Source organism: Flavobacterium oreochromis, from assembly GCF_019565455.1.
Lineage (GTDB): Bacteria > Bacteroidota > Bacteroidia > Flavobacteriales > Flavobacteriaceae > Flavobacterium > Flavobacterium oreochromis.
On sequence record NZ_CP067377.1, the window covers coordinates 3308742 to 3329073 of the forward strand.

At 31.9% G+C, this 20332-nt stretch carries 22 protein-coding genes; 8 read left to right on the top strand and 14 right to left on the bottom strand.

What is annotated here, in order from left to right:
• Positions 1–261: 261 nt before the first annotated feature.
• From JJC03_RS15945 to cobN, 8 genes are all read left to right on the top strand, one after another.
• A complete protein-coding gene (locus JJC03_RS15945; RefSeq protein WP_088400976.1) occupies positions 262–759 on the top strand; it encodes a peroxiredoxin family protein in 498 nt (165 codons plus the stop codon).
• 55 nt (positions 760–814) lie between these two features.
• On the top strand, positions 815–1045 hold the full coding sequence (locus tag JJC03_RS15950) for a GNAT family N-acetyltransferase (protein WP_103714652.1): 231 nt from the start codon (positions 815–817) through the stop codon (positions 1043–1045).
• A 287-nt stretch (positions 1046–1332) separates the two neighbouring features.
• Entirely contained in the window at positions 1333–1941 is a 609-nt protein-coding gene (locus tag JJC03_RS15955; protein ID WP_235873673.1) for a transglutaminase-like domain-containing protein, read from the top strand.
• A 242-nt stretch (positions 1942–2183) separates the two neighbouring features.
• Complete coding sequence (locus tag JJC03_RS19015) at positions 2184–2303, top strand: DUF427 domain-containing protein (protein ID WP_309597811.1); 120 nt, start codon at positions 2184–2186, stop codon at positions 2301–2303.
• A 7-nt stretch (positions 2304–2310) separates the two neighbouring features.
• Positions 2311–3180, top strand: a complete 870-nt coding sequence (locus JJC03_RS15965) for a M43 family zinc metalloprotease (RefSeq protein ID WP_088400968.1) — start codon at positions 2311–2313, stop codon at positions 3178–3180.
• A 179-nt stretch (positions 3181–3359) separates the two neighbouring features.
• Positions 3360–4397, top strand: a complete 1038-nt coding sequence (gene cobW, locus JJC03_RS15970; RefSeq protein WP_088400966.1) for a cobalamin biosynthesis protein CobW — start codon at positions 3360–3362, stop codon at positions 4395–4397.
• Positions 4398–4471: 74 nt separating this feature from the next.
• Complete coding sequence (locus JJC03_RS15975; protein WP_235873674.1) at positions 4472–4861, top strand: hypothetical protein; 390 nt, start codon at positions 4472–4474, stop codon at positions 4859–4861.
• Entirely contained in the window at positions 4798–8205 is a 3408-nt protein-coding gene (gene cobN / locus JJC03_RS15980) for a cobaltochelatase subunit CobN (RefSeq protein ID WP_235873675.1), read from the top strand. Before JJC03_RS15975 ends, cobN begins: the two co-directional genes overlap by 64 nt.
• Positions 8206–8264: 59 nt before the next feature.
• Here cobN and JJC03_RS15985 read toward each other — a convergent pair whose 3' ends face one another.
• The 14 genes from JJC03_RS15985 to JJC03_RS16050 form a co-directional block, all read right to left on the bottom strand.
• A complete protein-coding gene (locus JJC03_RS15985; protein WP_088400962.1) occupies positions 8265–8849 on the bottom strand; it encodes a cob(I)yrinic acid a,c-diamide adenosyltransferase in 585 nt (194 codons plus the stop codon).
• A 12-nt stretch (positions 8850–8861) separates the two neighbouring features.
• Entirely contained in the window at positions 8862–9434 is a 573-nt protein-coding gene (locus tag JJC03_RS15990; RefSeq protein ID WP_235873676.1) for a vWA domain-containing protein, read from the bottom strand.
• A 5-nt stretch (positions 9435–9439) separates the two neighbouring features.
• Positions 9440–10540 (bottom strand): magnesium chelatase ATPase subunit I, encoded by a 1101-nt coding sequence (locus JJC03_RS15995; protein ID WP_235873677.1) that lies wholly within the window; start codon positions 10538–10540, stop codon positions 9440–9442.
• A gap of 1 nt (position 10541) precedes the next feature.
• Complete coding sequence (locus tag JJC03_RS16000) at positions 10542–11240, bottom strand: hypothetical protein (RefSeq protein WP_088399359.1); 699 nt, start codon at positions 11238–11240, stop codon at positions 10542–10544.
• Between the two features lie 139 nt (positions 11241–11379).
• A complete protein-coding gene (locus tag JJC03_RS16005; RefSeq protein ID WP_235873678.1) occupies positions 11380–12465 on the bottom strand; it encodes a cobalt-precorrin-5B (C(1))-methyltransferase in 1086 nt (361 codons plus the stop codon).
• A 1-nt stretch (position 12466) separates the two neighbouring features.
• Positions 12467–13321 carry a precorrin-6A/cobalt-precorrin-6A reductase gene (locus JJC03_RS16010; protein WP_235873679.1) on the bottom strand — a complete coding sequence of 285 codons (855 nt, stop codon included), beginning with the start codon at positions 13319–13321 and terminating at the stop codon, positions 12467–12469.
• A 254-nt stretch (positions 13322–13575) separates the two neighbouring features.
• Positions 13576–15414, bottom strand: coding sequence for a precorrin-4 C(11)-methyltransferase (gene cobM, locus JJC03_RS16015; RefSeq protein ID WP_088399351.1), 1839 nt, complete (start codon positions 15412–15414; stop codon positions 13576–13578).
• Positions 15407–16243: a precorrin-6Y C5,15-methyltransferase (decarboxylating) subunit CbiT gene (cbiT, locus tag JJC03_RS16020; RefSeq protein WP_235873680.1), complete on the bottom strand. Its 837-nt coding sequence runs from the start codon at positions 16241–16243 to the stop codon at positions 15407–15409. Before cbiT ends, cobM begins: the two co-directional genes overlap by 8 nt.
• Positions 16237–16662 (bottom strand): hypothetical protein, encoded by a 426-nt coding sequence (locus JJC03_RS16025; RefSeq protein WP_235873681.1) that lies wholly within the window; start codon positions 16660–16662, stop codon positions 16237–16239. Before JJC03_RS16025 ends, cbiT begins: the two co-directional genes overlap by 7 nt.
• A gap of 13 nt (positions 16663–16675) precedes the next feature.
• On the bottom strand, positions 16676–17320 hold the full coding sequence (gene bluB / locus JJC03_RS16030) for a 5,6-dimethylbenzimidazole synthase (RefSeq protein WP_235873682.1): 645 nt from the start codon (positions 17318–17320) through the stop codon (positions 16676–16678).
• Positions 17298–18686, bottom strand: coding sequence for a precorrin-3B C(17)-methyltransferase (gene cobJ, locus JJC03_RS16035; protein ID WP_235873683.1), 1389 nt, complete (start codon positions 18684–18686; stop codon positions 17298–17300). The genes bluB and cobJ overlap by 23 nt, the downstream gene beginning before the upstream one ends.
• Before the next feature lie 129 nt (positions 18687–18815).
• A complete protein-coding gene (locus tag JJC03_RS16040; RefSeq protein ID WP_235873684.1) occupies positions 18816–19388 on the bottom strand; it encodes a precorrin-2 C(20)-methyltransferase in 573 nt (190 codons plus the stop codon).
• Between the two features lie 24 nt (positions 19389–19412).
• A complete protein-coding gene (locus JJC03_RS16045) occupies positions 19413–19643 on the bottom strand; it encodes a hypothetical protein (RefSeq protein WP_235873685.1) in 231 nt (76 codons plus the stop codon).
• A gap of 62 nt (positions 19644–19705) precedes the next feature.
• A complete protein-coding gene (locus JJC03_RS16050; protein WP_309597812.1) occupies positions 19706–20332 on the bottom strand; it encodes a sirohydrochlorin chelatase in 627 nt (208 codons plus the stop codon).

Genomic DNA, 20332 nt, shown 5'->3' on the forward strand with positions numbered 1-20332 from the left:
ATAAAATTATTACTGAACTTACACCTAATAAAAACTTTTTACCCTGCTTAAGATTCTCATCAAGATTATTATAATCAAAACACTTATGCAGGCTATTGTCAAGCAGTCATTACACCTAAAATTTCAAAATTAAAAAAATGTATGCAGACAAAATCAAAGATAATATTACATAACTATTTCTTTACGATAGCATTACTTATCTTTCTAATAAGCTGTAGTAAAATACAAAAAAAACATATTAACAACACAAAAAAACATACAATGAACACAACTCAATCATATGGCATCGAAGGATTAAAGGCCCCCGAATGGAATATTAAAGTTTGGGTAGACGAAAATGGAAACAAAAGAAACCCTATTCAACTATCCGATCTAAAAGGAAAATTTAAGGTTATTTACTGCTTTCAAAGTTGGTGCCCTGGATGTCATAGTATAGGACTTCCTTCCTTACAAGCAATGACAAAAGCACTAAAAGAGAATAAAAACATACAATTCTTAGCTATTCAAACCGTATTTGAAGGGAATAGTAGTAATACCTATGAAAAAATGCTAGAAATTCAAAAAAAATACAATCTAAAAATTCCATTTGCTCAAGACAATGGAAATTCTAGCACTAACAATATATCAAATATAATGGTAAACTATAGAACAGGTGGTACCCCTTGGTTTATATTTATTGACCAAAATGATAACGTAGTTTTTAATGATTATCATTTAGATACAGAAAAAGCAATTAGCTACTTAAAACAGATAAAATAAACCAATCATGACCATGTCAGACATACAACATTACCCGGAACTTAAAATATTCATCATGAAAGTTGGGGACGACTTTGCAAAAATAGAATATACCGAAAAAAACAACTGTTACTATTTAATTCATTCAGAAGTTCCCAAAAAATTGAGAGGTCAAGGAATAGGAAAAGAATTAGTAGAAAAAACCTTTGAATATCTACACGAACATAAAATAAAAGGAATAGCCATATGTTCATACATTAAAACAATCGTTAATAAAAGCGATAAACTAAAAAAAATCTCATTATGAAAGGAATTAACCGTGAAAACATTAAATATTGATAAAAATAAAACAACCGCATTAATACAATTATTAGACGATCCGAATACAGAAATATATAATACAGTAAAAAAGAAATACTCTTATTAGGAAGTCAACTAATTCCTTTTTTACAAGAAGAATTTGATCATTCAAATAGTGATCTGCAAAAATACCGCCTAGCAGAACTACTCGATAATTTTAAATTAGAACATTTAAAGAATGAAATAGTCAAATGGAGTCAAAATGAAACAAACAATTTACTCAAAGGATTATTTTTGATTGCTAAATTTGGTTATCCAAACTTAAATGAAAATGAAGTAATAACAACAATTCAATTGCTCACCCAAGAAATTAAACCATTAGTGCAAAACAAAAGCAACTATGAAATTATGCAAGCAATGAATACTGTAATATTAGATGATCATAAATTTGGAGGTAATTATAAAAATTATAAAGGAATTAACAACTCATTCATCAACAAAGTTATACAAGATAAAGTAGGAAACCCTATCATGATATGTGTTTTGTATCTATTAGTTGCACAACAATTAAACATACATCTAATAGGAATAAATTCTCCAAAACATTTCATATTAGCTATATTAAATAATAACCCTACTGAATTATCCTTTTACAACGATGAACCTATTAATCAAATAGACTTTTTTATAGATCCGTTTTATCAAGGAGTATTTTATGGAAACGATCGCTTTAATTCCATCCTAACTGAAATTAATTTTGATTTAAATGAAAAAATTTTTCTTCCAGCAACGAACTTAGATATTATTAAAAGAGTAATGAAGAACCTTATTTATGCGCTACATACTACAGGTGAAAAAAAATCAGCAACTGATCTATTAAAAATTGTAGACTTATTATCATAATTCAAAAGTATCTTTCTTCTTTGTAAAACATTAAAATACAAACATCTAACTCTCCCATTAATTAAAAAATAATATTCATCCTATGAAAGCAACTTTTAATAACAAAATTATAGCTGAAAGTAATGATACTATTAGTCATGAAGGAACTACTTATTTTCCACATCAAAGCATAAAAAAGAATATTTTAAACCTAGTAAAATAAACTCAATTTGCAATGAAAAGGTATAGCTCAATATTATAATATTGAAGTAAATGGTAAATTTAGAGATGACGCAGCATGGTATTATCCAGAAATAATAAATAATGCTAAATTCATAGAAAATTATGTAGCCTTCTGGAAAGGTATTAAAATTGAAGAATAAAATAATAATGAAACGATTAGCAAACCACAAAAAAATACCATTATTCATCCATTCATTTTTGGGGTTTGCTTTTTTATTAGTTGCTTGCCAGAATAATCATCCCAATAATACAGAATACACTTGTATTTCAAAACCTTGCAATACAAACGGAAAAAAGGAACTACTTCATCTAAAAAACACACTAAATTATACACACTACATATACTTTCCAGCTAATATAATTATAGCTTCTCCTCATGTTAAAAATTATTTAAAATATAAAAACATAATAAAAAACCTAAATTATAAAATAACTAAATCAAAAATTAAAATCATACTTAATTCTAAAATACGTCGCATTCATCAAAAATATACTATTGATGAAATAGCCTATAATGATGCAATAAGAACAAAAATTGAATCAAAAATAACAACAAGGCAATTAACTTTTATTATTGTACCTTCCGCTAAAAAATTAAATGGTTTTACTTATACTTTAAACCAAAATTTTGAATATTACCTAGGACTAGGCTATAATTTAATATACATATCTGATAATCCAACCATAGGATTAGCCACATTTGCACATGAAATTGGACATTTTTTTGGACTACAACACACCTTCGGATCTTCATCAAAACAATTTAGCTCAAAAGAAAGTATACAAGGTAACAATTGTAATTCTGAGGGAGATTTTATCTGTGATACACCTACAGATTATAATTTGCCTATAGATAAAAACTGCCAATACGTTGGCATTAATTATAAAAACTACACCCCTCCTATTCAAAATTTTATGAGCTATTCACCAGGATTCTGTAGAAATCATTTCACTAATGAACAACTAGACCTAATGAGTAAATTTGCTAGATCATATAGAAAAAACATATACTTTTAACCTCTATCATTTCATAATTTAATACGAGTAAACAAATCATAATCAAAACAAATCTAACCTTACCTCATTCTTCTGATGCTGATTTTTTTTTCCTGTAAATTAAAATTCCTTCAACTATTTTTGTTTTTTTACTTACAGATATAGTATTTTTAACCAATAAAATAAATTCTAGAACTATTATGACAAATAAAATTCCAGTAACGATAATAACAGGTTTCTTAGGTTCAGGAAAAACTACTATTATTAAAAACTTATTAGTAAACAACAATGGGAAACGATTAGCTGTTATTGTAAATGAATTTGGAGAAATGGGAATTGATGGCGAATTATTAAAATCTTGTTGCGCCTTTGAAGAAGATATAATGGAATTAAATAATGGCTGTGTTTGTTGTACTGTACAAGATGAGTTTTTACCCATTATGTTGCAATTGATGGAACGCAAAGAGACTATCGATCATATTATAATTGAAACTTCGGGACTTGCCTTACCTAAACCTTTATTACACGCTTTTAATTGGCCAGAATTAAAACCACAAATCACGGTAGATGCGGTGGTAACAGTGGTTGATGCAGTAGGTCAAGCTACGGGTGAAATATGTGATCGTGCTAGAGTTGAAGCTCAACGATTAGCAGATGATTCCTTAGATCACGAAACTCCTATTGAAGAGTTGTTTGAAGATCAATTATCTTGTGCAGATTTGATCGTAATGACTAAAAAAGATTTATTAGATCACGATCAATTTGAAGAAGTTCAAACGATTATTACAAACAAAATTAGACCTAATGTAAAAATAGTAAGTGCTAATAAAGGAAATATTGCTTCAGATATATTACTTGGTGTGGGAGCACAAGCAGAAAACGACTTAGAAAGCCGTCACTCACATCACGAGGAAGACCACGCAAATGGTCACGAACACGATCACGACGATCATATTGATTCTGTAGTAGTTGAAATAACTGCACCGCATACTCAAGAAACCTTAGTAGCAACTTTGAAAGAAATTATTGAGGAACACGAAATTTATAGAATAAAAGGGTTTATAAATGTTCCTGAAAAACCAATGCGTATGGTACTTCAAGGTGTTTCAACACGTTTTGAAAGTTATTTTGATCGTAAATGGAAAGAAGACGAAACTAGAAAAACGAGTTTAGTTATCATAGGTGATGAATTAAAGCATAAAAATTTGCAACAAATTATCAACGAAAGATTAAATTAAACCAAATTGAAAGTATATTTGAATGGGTAATTAACAACTGTTGATTATCCATTTTTTAATTTTGACTACTAGAAATGCATTTAATACCAACAATTCCTGGAGGATGGAATCCTAATGAGGACGGTGTGTTTTACATCGAACAATCAAAAGGTGATATCATTTTTTTATCGGCAGCAGATACTGAAATCAACTCTTTAAATAATGCTTATAAAGAATTTAAAAACAGCAAGATAACAAACGAGATACCTAGTCTTAGAATGACTAACCTTACCTACTTAAAACAAGAACTCACTATAGACAAATATGTTGAAGAGGTTATTTCCGAATCTAAACTAGTTATATGCAGGTTATTAGGAGGACAAAGTTATTATCCTTATCTGGTTGAATCCTTAGAAATAGTGTGCCGAAAAAAAATATCCCTGTACTTTTCTTATCAGGATATGATATTCCTGATATTGAATTAATGAATCTATCCACTGTAGATGTAGCTGTTTCTGATTTGGTTTGGAAATATTTTTGTGCAGGAGGAAAAGATAATTTAATCGAGTTATTACGTTTTATTCAGCATCATTTTTTTGGTGCAAAAGAATTAGTTTATAAAGAACCACAACGTATCCCTGATTTATTTTTGTATGATTTAGAAGAGGGAATTTTAACCAAAGAACAAACATTAAATAGAGTATTCAATTCGGTAATTTTAGTTTATAAATCTCATTACTTGGCAGATAATTTAGAACCTGTATATGCAATCTATCAAAAACTGAAAGAAAAAAATATACATCCTATTATAGCTTTTGCTAATAATCTTCGAGATAAAAACACAACGAATGAATTGCACGAATTACTTACCCAATATCAAAATCTAGCACTAAGTTCGCTTATTAACACAACGAGTTTTTCAATAAAATCACTTACCGAAAACGAAGACGATTTTATTTTTCAAAAACTCAATATTCCAGTTATTCAAGCAATTTTTGCTTCGTGTACAAAAACCATTTGGGAAAATAATTTATTTGGCTTAACTCCTACAGATATTGCGATAAATGCCGCTTTACCCGAACTAGATGGTCGAATTATTACTACAGCAGTTTCTTTTAAAGTAGCTTTAGGGAAAGATTCTATCACGGATTCTGATATTTTAAAATATGAAACTCATCAGGAGGGTGTCGATTTTGTAGTTGATTTTGCTTATCGCTGGCATCAATTACAAACCAAAAAAAATACAGAGAAACGCATTGCTTTGATAATGCCTAACTATCCTAACAAAGATAGTCGTCTAGCAAATGGTGTAGGACTTGACACGCCTGAAAGTATGATTAACATTATCAAAGCACTTAAAGAAAATGAATACCAGTTAGGAAATTTTATTCCTAACTCGAGCGAAGAATTAATTCAATTAATTACTCATTATATAACGAATGATGTTGATACCACACAAACTCGTCCGTTTCAAATTTCTTTGTCATTAGAAGATTTTTATAAAAAATACAATTTTCTAAGCCCGCAACTAAAAGCACAACTTGAAAAACAGTGGGGAAAACCCGAAGATTCTCCTTTTTGTAGTAATGGAAAATTTGCGATTGCTGGTTTTTTATTGGGTAATATATTTGTAAGTATTCAACCAGCGAGAGGTTATAATCAAGATGAAAAAGCCATATATCATTCACCTGATTTACCTCCTACCTACAACTATTTAGCTTATTATTTTTGGGTAAATTCTATTTTTCAAGCCGATGCAGTGGTACACGTAGGTAAACACGGGAATTTAGAATGGTTACCAGGAAAAAGTATCGCCTTAAGTAAAGAAAGTTGTTATCCACGCGTATTGTTTGAAGCCATTCCGCATTTTTATCCATTCATTGTCAATGATCCTGGTGAAGGCACACAAGCAAAACGCCGAAATCAAGCAGTAATACTAGATCATCTTATTCCGCCTATGACACGAGCAGAAAATTATGGTAGTCTTACTAAATTAGAGCATTTGATAGACGAATACTATGAAGCGTTTACCCTTGATCCAAAACGAGCTTCTGCTCTTAAAAAACAAATTAAAGCTTTGGTTCAAGAAGCGCATTTGGATACTGATTTACAAACTTCCGCGGAAGACATAGACGAATTATTAGTAAAACTAGATGGCTATTTATGTGATTTAAAAGAAGCGCAAATAAGAGATGGTTTACATATTTTTGGAAAAGTACCTGAAAATGATCAATTATTAGACTTATTAATTGCCTTACATCGTTTGCCATCAGGAGCAATTAAAGGAATAACACAGGCATTAGCTTTCGACTTAACCTTAGCTTTTGATCCTTTACAGTGTGATTATTCAAACCCTTTTGAAAATAAAATTCTGCAAGTATATTGCAGAACAATTGGAGATGCAATAGAGCAACTCGAATTATTAGCAAGAGAATACCTTTCTCAGTTTTTAATAAACAGAAAAGTAACAGGACATTCGTCTTTTGATGAAGTACTTGATTATATAGCAAATACAACTTATCCAAAAATCCTGCAAACAACTAATGAAATTGAACATTTAATAGCAGGATTGAATGGAAAATATGTTCCTTCAGGAAGTTCAGGCGCGCCTACAAGAGGTCGTTTAGATGTATTGCCTACGGGTAGAAATTTTTACTCGGTAGATGTTCGAACCATTCCTTCCCCTACTGCTTATACTTTAGGAATTAAAAGTGCCAATTTAATCATTGAGCGTTATCTGCAAGAAAATGGCGATTATCCTGAAACTATTGGACTTTCGGTATGGGGAACTTCTACGATGCGCACAGGTGGTGACGACATTGCACAAGCCTTTGCTTTAATGGGGGTAAAACCTGTTTGGGAAGGTGCTAATCGTAGAGTAATTGATTTTGAAATCATTTCTCTTTTAACTCTTAAACGACCAAGGGTAGATGTTATGTTACGTATATCTGGATTTTTTAGAGACGCTTTTCCAGATGTAATTTCATTATTTAATAAAGTAGTTGAACGATTAGCTCAACTAGATGAAGATCCAGAAAGCAATCCTATAAGAAAACGTTTTTTAAAAGAAAAAGCGACTTGGTTATCCAAAGGAATTACTGAAGAGAAGGCACATAAACGCGCATTGTTTCGTGTTTTTGGCTCAAAACCTGGTGCTTATGGTGCTGGATTACAAGCGGTGATAGATGAGAAAAATTGGCAAACCAAAGAAGATTTAGCCAAAGTATATATGCAATGGAGTGGGTATGCTTATGGAAATGATAGACTAGGCGAATCGGCACACGAAGTTTTCGAACAGCGTTTGTCTGACATTCAAATTGTAATGCACAATCAGGACAATCGAGAACACGATATTTTAGATTCTGATGATTATTATCAATTTCAAGGAGGATTGACTAATGCGGTGCAAACGGTAAGTGGTCAGCAACCTACAGTGTATTTTGGTGATCATTCTCGTCCTGAAAATCCTAGAGTAAAAACACTCAAAGAAGAATTATTAAAAGTATATCGTTCCCGAGTAATTAATCCGAAATGGATTGAAGGAGTAAAACGACACGGATATAAAGGTGCTTTTGAAATGGCAGCCACAATGGATTACCTCTTTGCCTATGATGCTACTACAGATATGATAGACGATTTTATGTATGAAGGCATTACGCAAGAATATTTATTTAACCCCGAAAACAAAGCATTTATTGAAAAAGTAAATCCTTGGGCATTAAGAGATATGACCGAAAGAATGCTTGAAGCAATTCAGCGGGGTATGTGGAAAGAACCAAAACCTGAAACACTAGAAAAACTACAGCAACTTTTTATAAATGCAGAATAATTATGATGTAGGAAAGCTATACCTGTCAGGTCTCTTAAACCTGACAGGTATAACTATCATTATTTCCCTTCAGGTTGTTTCTTTCTTTTGTACAAAAACAATTGCCATTTTTCTTCGGCTACACCCGCTTTGTCCATTTCGGCACGACCTAAAATAAAGAACAAATCCGAAAGTCGGTTTATATAAGCAGGAATATAATCATCAACCTCATCTTCTTTCATTAAACTTACTAATAATCGTTCACCTCGACGAATTTGTGTACGTACCACGTGACATAAAGCAGATATTTCATTTCCCCCAGGAAGTAAAAAATAATCCGATTTGGTTGTCATTGCAGCCTCCAATTCATCTATCCAAGTTTCACAAAAAGAAGCACCATCCTCAGGTTTTGGATTCGGGTTAATTTTTTTACAATCAGACGGACGTGCTAAATGCGACATCATATCCATCATATCTTTTTGAATTTTATGCAAATTAGGTTGCCATTCGTGTGTAGGTCCTAATTTAGCTCGCAGTAATCCAATGGTAGAATTTACCTCATCTAAAGTGCCATAACAATTTACTCGAACATCATCTTTATAAACACGGCTTCCGCCAAATAATCCTGTTTTACCAGTGTCTCCTTTTTTAGTGTATATTTTCATTTATTTAATATTTTAATGTAACATAGATTGATAACTCACTCTCATTTCGTTTGCTAATTTTTTAGCTAAAGCTAATTTTATAAAACCTTTTTCAGTATCTATAATCGTTGTATGGTTAAACATTTTTAGGTATTTTTTAAAATACGAAACTGCCTCAACAAATGGGTTTTCAGTTTTACCTTGATTAATTTTACCATCGGTGAGTATGTATAAAAGTGTTTCTTCTTGTGGCGTTTTTGATTTTAATAATTGGTGTACTAATTGTAATCCAGCGCTTAAATTTGTTTTGCCTCCTGAGCGTAATTGCTGAATTTGTGCGATGAATGTTTCTATATTTTGCGAAAGTTGTAACACAATCGAGGCTGTACCATTTTGTAATGCCACCGCAGAAAGCAGGATTTTTTTATGTTTAAATTTATGCAGCGTTTGGGAAATTAATCCTTTTATAAAAGAAATTTGTTGGTCTTGTATCATCGAACTACTGGAATCTATTAAAAATACCAAGTGAATTTTAGATTGCGAAATAGCATTTTTATAATGAATCTTAAATGCATTCGTAAGTAAATATTCTTTTACTGTTTGCAAAACGTTTATACTTGTTGATGTTGTTCCAAAAGAAGTTGTTTTGTTTTTCTGCAACATCTCACTTTTAAAAAACAATCCTTTTTTGAGATTCCTTCGGGGGTTTGAATTTTTAGATACTGATTTGTAGCTGTGGCTTGTAACAAATAATCATTTAATCCCGAGTTTGTATTTTCATTTTGTTCTTGAGTAGTTTCGTTATTTTGCTGGTTATTTCCTTTGTTTTCGTTATTTTGATTATTTTCTGGAAAATGTTTTGCTCTATGATTTAGAACCAAAGGCGCTATTTTTTCAAGATGGTCTAAGGTGACTTCATTAACATTTTCAAAAGCTGCAAAAGCTCGGCTGGCTTTCATTAGCAATATATCGGCACGTAATCCTTCTACTTGATGGGAAATACATTTTTCGGCAATATTTTCTTTTATTTCGGACGAAAAGTGTATTTGAGAAAGTTGTCTTCTTGCTCTTGCTATTTGGTTAGCTAATTCCTTTTCTTGGTTTTCAAATTGAAGGCAAAACAAATTTGAATCAATATCAAAATTCAAACGCCTATTTACAATCTCTATTCTTATATCCTTATCACTCGGTGTTTTTATAGTCACAGATAATCCGAAACGATCTAATAATTGCGGACGCAAATCGCCTTCTTCTGGGTTCATTGTTCCTACCAAACAAAATTTACTATCTAGCCATTGCGAAATGGTATCTCGTTCTAAATAATACCCTCCACTTGAAGAAGCATCTAGCAAAACATCCATTAAATAATCATTTAACAAATTAATTTCGTCAATATATAAAATACCTTGATGTGCTTTGGCTAATAATCCTTTTTGTACTTCTACTTTTTTATCATTAATTAATCGCTCTAAATGAATAGCACCTAAAACACGATCTTCGGTAGCTCCTATTGGCAAATTAACAAAGGGAAAATCTGTTTCAATATTTTTCATCAAGCCTTGCAAAGCACGAACTGTAGTTGTTTTTCCTGTTCCTTTATCTCCTTGAACTAAAACTCCTCCAAGTGATGGATCAATCATACATAAAAGTAAGGCCAATTTAAAATCGTCTTGCCCACAAATGGCTGTAAAAGGGAAACTTTTGTGTTCCATATTAACTATTTATAGCGTTATAAATCCAAAGAATTCCAATAAATATAGAGAAAACACCTACTGTTGCATTCATTATTTTGAAAGCTATTTGATTTCGTTCAATAAAGCGAGAAACCGAGAAAGTCAGTACACAACTGTAAGTAGTCATAGCGATGATAATTCCTATACTTTGCAAAACAATAACCCCTATGGCGGTATAAGCATCTTTTGATGCCATAACGAGTGCAATAGAACAAGCTCCACCTGTACCCGCTAAACCGTGTAACATTCCTACCCAAAAGGTACGACTTAATAAGTTCATAGCTATTTCTTCTCCTTGCTTACCGTGTATATGTAATACGTTTGTAGTATGTTCATGATCTGGAATAGCTCGATGATCAGCCATTATTTTTTTAAGTTCATGATTACGACGAATGGCTGATATACCTAACCAAATCATTACAGGTCCTACTAACATTTCAGCATAAGTAGATAAATTAAGTGGTAATGTAGATTTTAATAATAAGGCAAAAGCACTAAAAAGCAATAAGGATACAGAGTGCCCTAAAGCCCATTGGGAAGAGCGCCATAAAAGTGTTCCTAAACCTATTTTATTGCTTCTACGTTCTGATGCTAATACAGAAACCGCCACCATATGATCGGGTTCAAAAGAGTGTTGTATACCTAGTAAAAGTGAATCTGTAAATAAATAACCTATCATTTTATTATTTTTATATATTATTATTTAATTAATAATCATTTAGTTAACACCTATTATCTTATTATTTACATTAATTATTTGTAAATAAATAACCTATTATTTTATTATTTTCACATATCATTATTTAACTAATAATCATTTAGTTAACATCTATTATCTTATCATTTGCATCAATTAAAAGAATCTTTAGTTCTACTTTTGGAATATGGGATTTACAAACAGTATAACAATGTTCTTGTAAAGATTTAAAAAATGGTTCTTCCGCTGTAAAATCAAAAATCTCAGTAAGTCTTCTAGCCATATTCAAATCTAAAATTGGAGCGCATTGTTCGTTAGTATAACCACACTTTTTTGCCATTTCATAAATAAACTCTTTATCCCAAGTCGATTTACCACTGTGGGTATCTAATTCGCCTTGTGCTAATTTAGCCGCTTTACCAATCATTATTCCAATAGTTACTTTTTGGAGTGCTACCGAATTTATTTTTGTCAAAGTTTCACCTATCCAATTTCCGTATTGAATAAAAGCAAAATCTGGTAAATGGTTAAATTGTGCTTTTAATAAATTTTCTGAACGACCACCAGAATTGATAACTATTTCATTACAACCATTAGCTAAGGCAACATCTATACCTTGTGTAATACTAGCTATATAAGCCGATGCGCTAAATGGTTTCACAATTCCTGTTGTTCCTAAAATTGAAATTCCGTTTAAAATGCCAATTCTTGCATTGAGTGTTTTTTTTGCAATTTCTTCTCCATTTTCAACAAAAATTTCCACGTTTACACCTTTATTACATTGCTTTGTATGCTTTACGAAGTGTATTGCATCGGTAATCATTTTTCTAGGGACAGGATTTATAGCAGGTTCACCTACTTTAATAGCAAGTCCAGGCAAAGTAACCACGCCCACACCTTTACCTTGTTTAAAAAGAACCTCCTGACTTTCATTTAATGAAATGATACAACCAATCGTAGCTCCGTGCGTAACATCAGGATCGTCACCAGCATCTTTAATAGTAGTACAGGTAGCATATTCGGAAGTATAAACACAAGAAGTGATTTTAAATTTTACTTTTTCGCCTAATGGTAATGTAATTTCTACTTCGTTTATCTCTCTTTGTTCCAAAAGGCTTATCAATGCGGCTTTAGCACAAGCCGTTGCACAAGCACCAGTTGTATAACCACTGCGTAAAGGACCTTCTGGAACGGGTAGTAGAGCCATTTTATTGATTTATAAGTAAAGAGTTAAACAATTCATTTTCATTGGAAACGAGTATAAAACTACTTGGCAAAGGTTTTCTTTCTATAACTATTATAGGAATATTACAATATTTTGCTGCGTTTATCTTTACTGACAAATATCCTGATTCTCCACTTTCTTTAGTAATGACTGCCTCGCAATTGTATTTTTTTATCGTTGCAATTTCATCATCTATATTAGTATTAGGAAATTCTAAAATTAAATTTTGGCTTGGAAATCCTACTTTTTCAGCTATAGTCACAGAAGTTTCTCTAGGTAAAATCCTAAAGTAAGTGGTGTGTTTTTCCCAATAAGGTTTTAGCTTTTCAATAGTTTGCACACCTGTCAATGCTAGTAAATTAGAAAAAGTATGAGTATGCAAATAATTTATAGCTTCTTCATAATTTTTTACATAATTAACTTCTTTAGAAACTATTCTTTCTGGATAAGCTCGTTCAAAACGAAATACTGGAATTGCTAAAACAGTACTTACCTCTTCTATACACTGATGCAATAATTCAGCAAATGGATGTGAAGCGTGAATGATTGTTTTTATGTGGTTCTTTTGGCAAAACGAAATTAAATCGGTCGTAGTGAATGCACCAAAACGGTAGTGTCCGAATTGACCTTGATCAAATTCAATCTCCGTTTTAGTAGAATAAAAGTAAGGCAAAGCTCGTTTTTCAAGCCACTTTGCTACTTTTTTCCTTCGGTTGTACCACCAAAAACTAATATCATATTTTTTTTTAATTGAAAATTTATAATTGACAGTTGATAATTGATAATTGATAATTGATAATTGACAATTATTAGATACCGTGTAATTTAAATTATCCATTGTTAATTGTTAATTGTTCATTGCTAATTGTCCATTGTTAATTGTTCATTGCTAATTGTCCATTGTTAATTGTCCATTGTTAATTGTCCATTGTTAATTGTCCATTGTTAATTGTCCATTGTTAATTGTCCATTGTTAATTGTCCATTGTTAATTGTCCATTGTTAATTGTCCATTGTTAATTGTCCATTGTTAATTGTCCATTGTTAATTGTCCATTGTTAATTATCCATTGTTCATTGCTAATTGTCCATTGTCAATTATTATTTATTTTCACTTCTTTTCCAGTTCTAAAAATATGTTTCCATTCTGGACTATATAAATACGAACGATTTTTTCTTGCTCCAATGGCCGCTCCTACAATTACTAAAGTGGTTAATGTTAGTTTGTTATCACGAATAATTTGAGCTAATTCTGTGAGTTTGCCCACAAATACTCTTTCGTCCTGCCAAGTAACTCGGTATAAAACCGCTACAGGTGTATCTTCGGGATAATGTTCTAATAATTGTTCTTGAACTGATTTAGCAATTGTAGCACTCAAAAAGATGCACATCGTTGCTCGATGTTTTGCCATTTCGTTTAATTTTTCATTTTCAGGAAGTGGTGTTTTTCCTTCTCCTCTGGTAAGGATAATACTTTGTACTACTTCTGGAATGGTAAATTCTGATTTTAAATAGGCTGCTGCTGCTTGAAAAGAGGAAATTCCAGGAACAATAGAATATTCCATTCCTTTTTCATCAAAAATTGTCATCTGTTCTTGAATTGCTCCATATATAGAAGGATCTCCTGATTGTAAACGAACAATTAAGTTTCCTTTTTCATAATGCTCACACATTATTTCAATTTGTTCTTCCAAAGTCATACTTGCCGAATTACGTACAATTGCACTTGGTTTAGCATAATGTGTTAATTCTATAGGAATAAGACTCCCTGCATATAAAATTAAATCGGCATCTTCTAATAATTCTTTTCCTTTTACAGAAATTAAATCGGCTGCTCCTGGACCTGCCCCTACAATGATAATTTCAGCTTTGCGCTGTGCTTTGGCATCTAATGATAAAGCAATGGTGTGTTTTTTACCTGATGATAAATGTATTTTTTTCTTTTCTAAAATTACTTCATTGTTTTGTGCTAATAGCATCGCTGCTGCTTCGGAAACACTATAAACTCCTAATTTACTCATTACTACTTCCGATGGATTTATGGCATTTTTTGAGTTCAATTCTTCTGCCGTAAAAGTGATAAATGGAATTTTTAAAGTAGTAGCCAAAGTTATAAAAGCCTCTTCGTCGTGTTTTACATCCAAAGAACCTAACGATTTTATAGCTTCAACTGCTATATGTTGTTCTTGCAATTGATTTCTAAATGAATTTTCTAACAAATCGTATTCAATACCACGTGAACAACCCATTCCCATAGTTATTACGGGCGCATAATAGTATAAGGCTGGTATGGGTGCTTCATATACCTTATAGGTTACTGCAATTAATAATTCATATTTAGAAAAATCAATATCGTTATATCGATAATGTATAGTTACAAAATCAGGTTTATTCCTTTCTAAGAATGTACATCCTTTATCTTTTATATCTAATAATAAGGCGGTAGGTTTATTATTCACAAATAAGGAAATGATTTTATTCATTTCGATACTACTTTTACTTTTCCAATTATAAGTTGCAGGTAAAGTGTCTAATGCCCAAATATTTTGTGTATCACTTGAGGTGGTAATAACTGCTTGTGCCCCTATAACTTTAGAAAGATTTTGGGTTAAAGCATTTGCACCTCCTAAATGTCCTGATAATACAGCTTGAACAAAAGTACCTGCATCATCAATATTTATTACAGCGGGGTCTTTTGTTTTATTTTCAATATAAGGTGCAATACTTCTTACACAAATTCCTAATGCACCAATAAAAACAAAAGAATCAAATTTTGAAAAATTGTTTTCTAAAAAAGAATGGATAGATTCTATTTGAGTAACCTTGCTATGAGATCTAGTAGAAACTACTATTGATTTTTGAAATTCTTTTTGAATGATTAATCCAAGTTCTACACCTTTATCTGTACTTGCTATGATGGCTGTTTTATTCATTTTTTCTTTTTTCTGCTGTTAATATGGTAATTGGATTATGTTTATCTAAGGTAATTTCTATAGATTCAAGTAACTGATAGTTTATTTTGTTACTACACTTAATAAAAGCTTCCTTACTTTCATTTTTTACTGTATTCATTACGATTCTTCCGCCTGCTACTAGATATTGATCGATTAACAAGATAAGTTCTTCTAATCGGTTGCCGTGTCCACCAATAAAAACGGTATCAGGAGCGGTAACTGTGTTTAAATCTATTTCAAAAAAATCACCTATTAATTTATTGATTCCTGGTGTGGAATGTTTTTTTGTGTTTTCATCAAAAATGGAGCTGCACTCTTCTCGTATTTCAAAAGCAAAAATATCTAAATGTGGAAATTGTGTTTTTGCTTCGATAGAAACTGATCCTGTACAAAAGCCTACATCCCAAAAAGTCTTTCGATTAGGCAAATCTAATTGCGAAAGGCTTATTAATCGTATAGGCATTTTAGTAATCATATTTGGACGATTTTCTAAGCCTATAAAGGCTGCATCTTTGATACCAAACTGTTTTTTCTTTTCAGTTTTTTTTAGTAACAACAAACAATTGAGTGCATCAAATGTTTGTAGGGAGGCAGCTTTTAAACTCAAAGAAGATATTTTTTCATTTTCACCTTCTAAAGCTTCTCCTACAATCATTGTATAATTATCAAAATTATAGTCAAGCATTCTTTGTGCTATGGCACTAGGTGTTTTTGTGGCATCTGTTAACACTCCTATCAAATTAGTTTGCTGTAAAAGTGCTATGTCTAATTCTTTCCAAGAACGTCCGTGAACCGAAGTACTTACCATATTTTGGTACGGTATGGTATTTTTTGACACAATAATTGCAAACTATTAAAATGCGGGTAAATTTGAACTCTAGCCGTAGGGTCATTTTTTTTGATTGTATTTGCAAAACCATAGAATAAAGGATCGCCTGAGGCAAAAACAACTATTGGTTGTTCTATTTTTTTATACGTTTCAAAAAGAACTGACATTTCTTTTGCAATTTCAATCCATTGATGGTTAGTAGGCAAAAACTCTTTTATTAGTTCATAGTGTCTTTTTCCTCCTGAGAAAACCTGATGTTGCTGTACTATTTTTTTTACCTCAGCACTTAAATCCATTTGTGGATTATTTGAAATACCAATAACGTAATATTTTACCAATGAAAATGGTAAAGTACAGGCTTCAACGGGTGTTGTATAAGGTAAATTATTGTTATTCATAATTTGTACTTCGTTAATCAATCGTTCTAACCACGCTGTTTTTTTCTTTTCTCTTTTCCCATTTAAGGGTTTCTAATTCAGGTTGTGTATAAAACTTATCAACGTATCCTACACATAAATAAGCTACCAACTTATTTTCGTTAGGTACAGTTAAAATATGTTTCACTTTTTCTTCATTTAAAATACTTACCCATCCCAGTCCTATATTTAAAGAACGAGCGGTAAGCCACATATTTTGAACGGCACAAACCACACTATATAAACCCATTTCAGGCATACTCGTTTGACCAAGTACTGGTTTTTCGGCTGGTTTATAGAATACTGCTATATTTATAGGTGCTTCTAAAATTCCTTCTAATTTTAGTTTAATATATTCTTCTTGTTTTTCATCTTTAAAATAATCTAAAGCCTTATGATTTTCTTCTTCAAAACTTTGTTTTATTTGTTCTTTAATGCTTGTATTTTTTATAATTACAAACTCCCACGGTTGAGAAAATCCTACCGATGGTGCGTGTAATGCGGAAAATAATAATTTATCTAGTAAATCATTTTCAATAGCCTTATTTAAAAATCGAGTACCCCGAACATCTCTTCTGTTTACAATGATTTCTTCTAAAAGAGCAGCCTCTTGTTTACTAAACAACTTCCCTTTTTCCATCCTGATAATTATTTTTTGTATGTACTGTAAAAGCTGCATTCACGATACTTGCTGCTACATTACTTCCTCCTTTACGCCCTTTGATGATAACATAAGGAATGGTTAACAAAGCTTGTAACTTTAATTTTGATTCTATTACATTAACAAATCCTACTGGAGCACCTACAACTCCTATAGGGTTACATTTTTGTTCTATTATTTGTTCGCAAATTTCAAATAAGGCTGTAGGAGCATTACCTATAACATACAAAGCTTCTGGATGTTTTTGTAAGGCTAATCTAATTCCTGCTTGGCTACGTGTGATATTCTCTTTTTCGGCTAAAGCGGTTGCTTCAGGATCATTCAAATAGCATAGCACTTGGTTATTATATTCTTTTGAAAACGCTTTGGTAATACCTGATTGTACCATTGTAACATCGGTTATAATAGTGCCACCGTTTTTAAGATAAGTATTCCATCTATTTATAGCATCTCCATTAGCTATATAAAGATCCTCATATTCAAAATCGGCAGTGGTATGAATGCAACGCATTACTGCCCATTTATCATTTTCAGCAAGATCGTTTCGTTGTAAATTTCCTTCTATTTGACGAAAACTTTCCTCCTGAATTTCTTGTCCAGTATGTGGTTTTCGTGCCAAATATCCTCTAGGTGTCACCAAGAAATTTTTGAACTGATAGGTTTGTGAGTTTCCTATCATTACCAGCGAAAACATATCCACCATTTCGGTTTCAAATTCACCCAAAGTGGTGATAGTAATATGTTCGTCAGGGCGTGTTACTTGGCGGATTATCGCTACAGGTGTAGCTGGATTACGATATTCTAAGAAAATTTCTTTTAATCGATCGAGTTGCCAAAAACGTTTTTTGCTTCTTGGGTTGTATAATGAAGTTACAAAATCACCTTTAGCAGCGGCATAAATTCTATTTTCAATAGTTGTCCAAGGAGTCATTAAATCAGATAATGAAATACAACAAAAATCGTGTCCTAGTGGCGCTCCTAATTTTCCTGCTGAAGCAATAAAGGCACTAATTCCTGGAATAGTTTGTAAGTCTATATCCTTATCTGTTTGTGTACTGGCATATTGATAAACTAAAGATGCCATTGCATAAATTCCCGCATCGCCTGAGCTTATTACCACTACGTGTTTCCCTTTTTCACAGGCATTGACTGCTAAAACAGCACGTGCTTCTTCCTCGGTTAATTCTTTACCTATACACTCACAGTTTTCTTTTAGCAAGTGTTCAATAAATTGAAAATAATAATGATAACCTATAACCACATCGGCATCTGCTAAAACACTTTGTGCAAAAGGTAAAATATATTCTTGTCCTCCAGGGCCTATGCCTACTACGCTTAATTTCATTTTCTTTTTTTATAATTAACAAAGAGAAATAAGGAATCTCTCTATTTTTAATATCTTCTAAATTAGTGGTAATGTATTGCTGTGTGGTGCCTAATCGTTCGCAATATAAAACGGTTAAATTATTCGATTCTAAAAAGAACTTAATTTATGAAAGACACTTCTTATCTTAATAAGAACCACCGTATCATTATCTTGTAATGATTTTTCTAATTCAGCTATATGCTGGATTCTTGGGATAATAACAATCTTTTCATTTAAAATAGCTAAAGGCATTTGATGTTGTGCCGCTCCTAAGATAAATGAAGGAACTCCTGCTATAATTTCGACCTCTAACTGGTGTTTTTGTAGATGTTCCAAAAGATAAGCAAAGGTGCTGTAAAACAAACTATCACCTTCACTTACAAAAGCAATAGTCAACCCCTTATCATAGTCTTGTACGATGGATTGAAAAGTAGCCCAATAAGTAGCTTCAGCTTGTGAGCGATCATCAGACATTTGAAGAAACATCCCAACTAATTTACGTTCATCTAATTGATGGTATTGTAAAATAGGTAACGAAAAGCTTGTTGTTTTCCCATTAGTCAATAAAGAACCTGGATAATAAATTTTATCCGCCTTTTCTAGAATTTTTAATCCTTTCAACGTAATCAATTCTGGATCACCAGGCCCTAACGAAACGGCATAAATCTTTCCTTTTTTCATGAATTATATCTTTATGAACGAGCTTTAAATTCCTAAAAGTTTTTTTAATCCTGAAAAACTTGATTTTTTAGTTGTAATTTTTTCTTCTTCTTCAAACAAAATTCCTTTTACCGCTAGATGATGTCCTATTTGTTCTTTGCCTACTTCTTCTTCAAAACCAATTATTTGTGTACGGTATTTACACAACTGACAATTCATATTAGGACTTCCTTGCTCTACCTCAGCAATACGTTCGTCTATCGTTTGTAATAACAATTCGTCACATTCAAAAGAAGCTGTATAATGATATTCATTAGAAGCGTTTTGAGCAAATGTTTCTACTTGCGAATATATTTTTTTAATAAAACTCCTGTAAATAAAAACACTGGTAAAACCACTACTCGTTTAAAAGGGAGTTTATCTACTAAAACTAAACTATCATTTAATAAAGGTTGTGTAACTCCTATGTATGTAGTTGTAGCAAAGCCAAAACCCATACCTTCCCAAAGCATTCGGGTCATTTTTGCAATATCTGAATTAGCATCAGGATCGGCAGTACCACGACCTACTACTAACAAGCAGGTTTCTTTTCTATCAATACTGGGCAAGGTTACCTCTATGTTTTCTATTAATTTTTTTGAAAGTTGCAATATAGAAGGAGTGATTCCAAAATGTTTCCCTAATGTAATTTTTAAATCAGGGTACTGACTTTGTATTGCATTCATTTCGTATGGTATGTCGTTTTTTGCATGACTTCCAGCAAAAAGAATTGCAGGAATAGCAATAATTTCACGTACTCCATTTGTATACAAACGTTCTACAGCGGCAGCATATACTGGATGAGAAAATTCTAGAAACCCGTAATCTACTTCATAGTTAGGATAACGTAATTTTAAAAGACGTACTAATTCTTTAAATCCAGTTACACCTTCGGGATCACGACTGCCGTGTCCGCAAATTAGAAT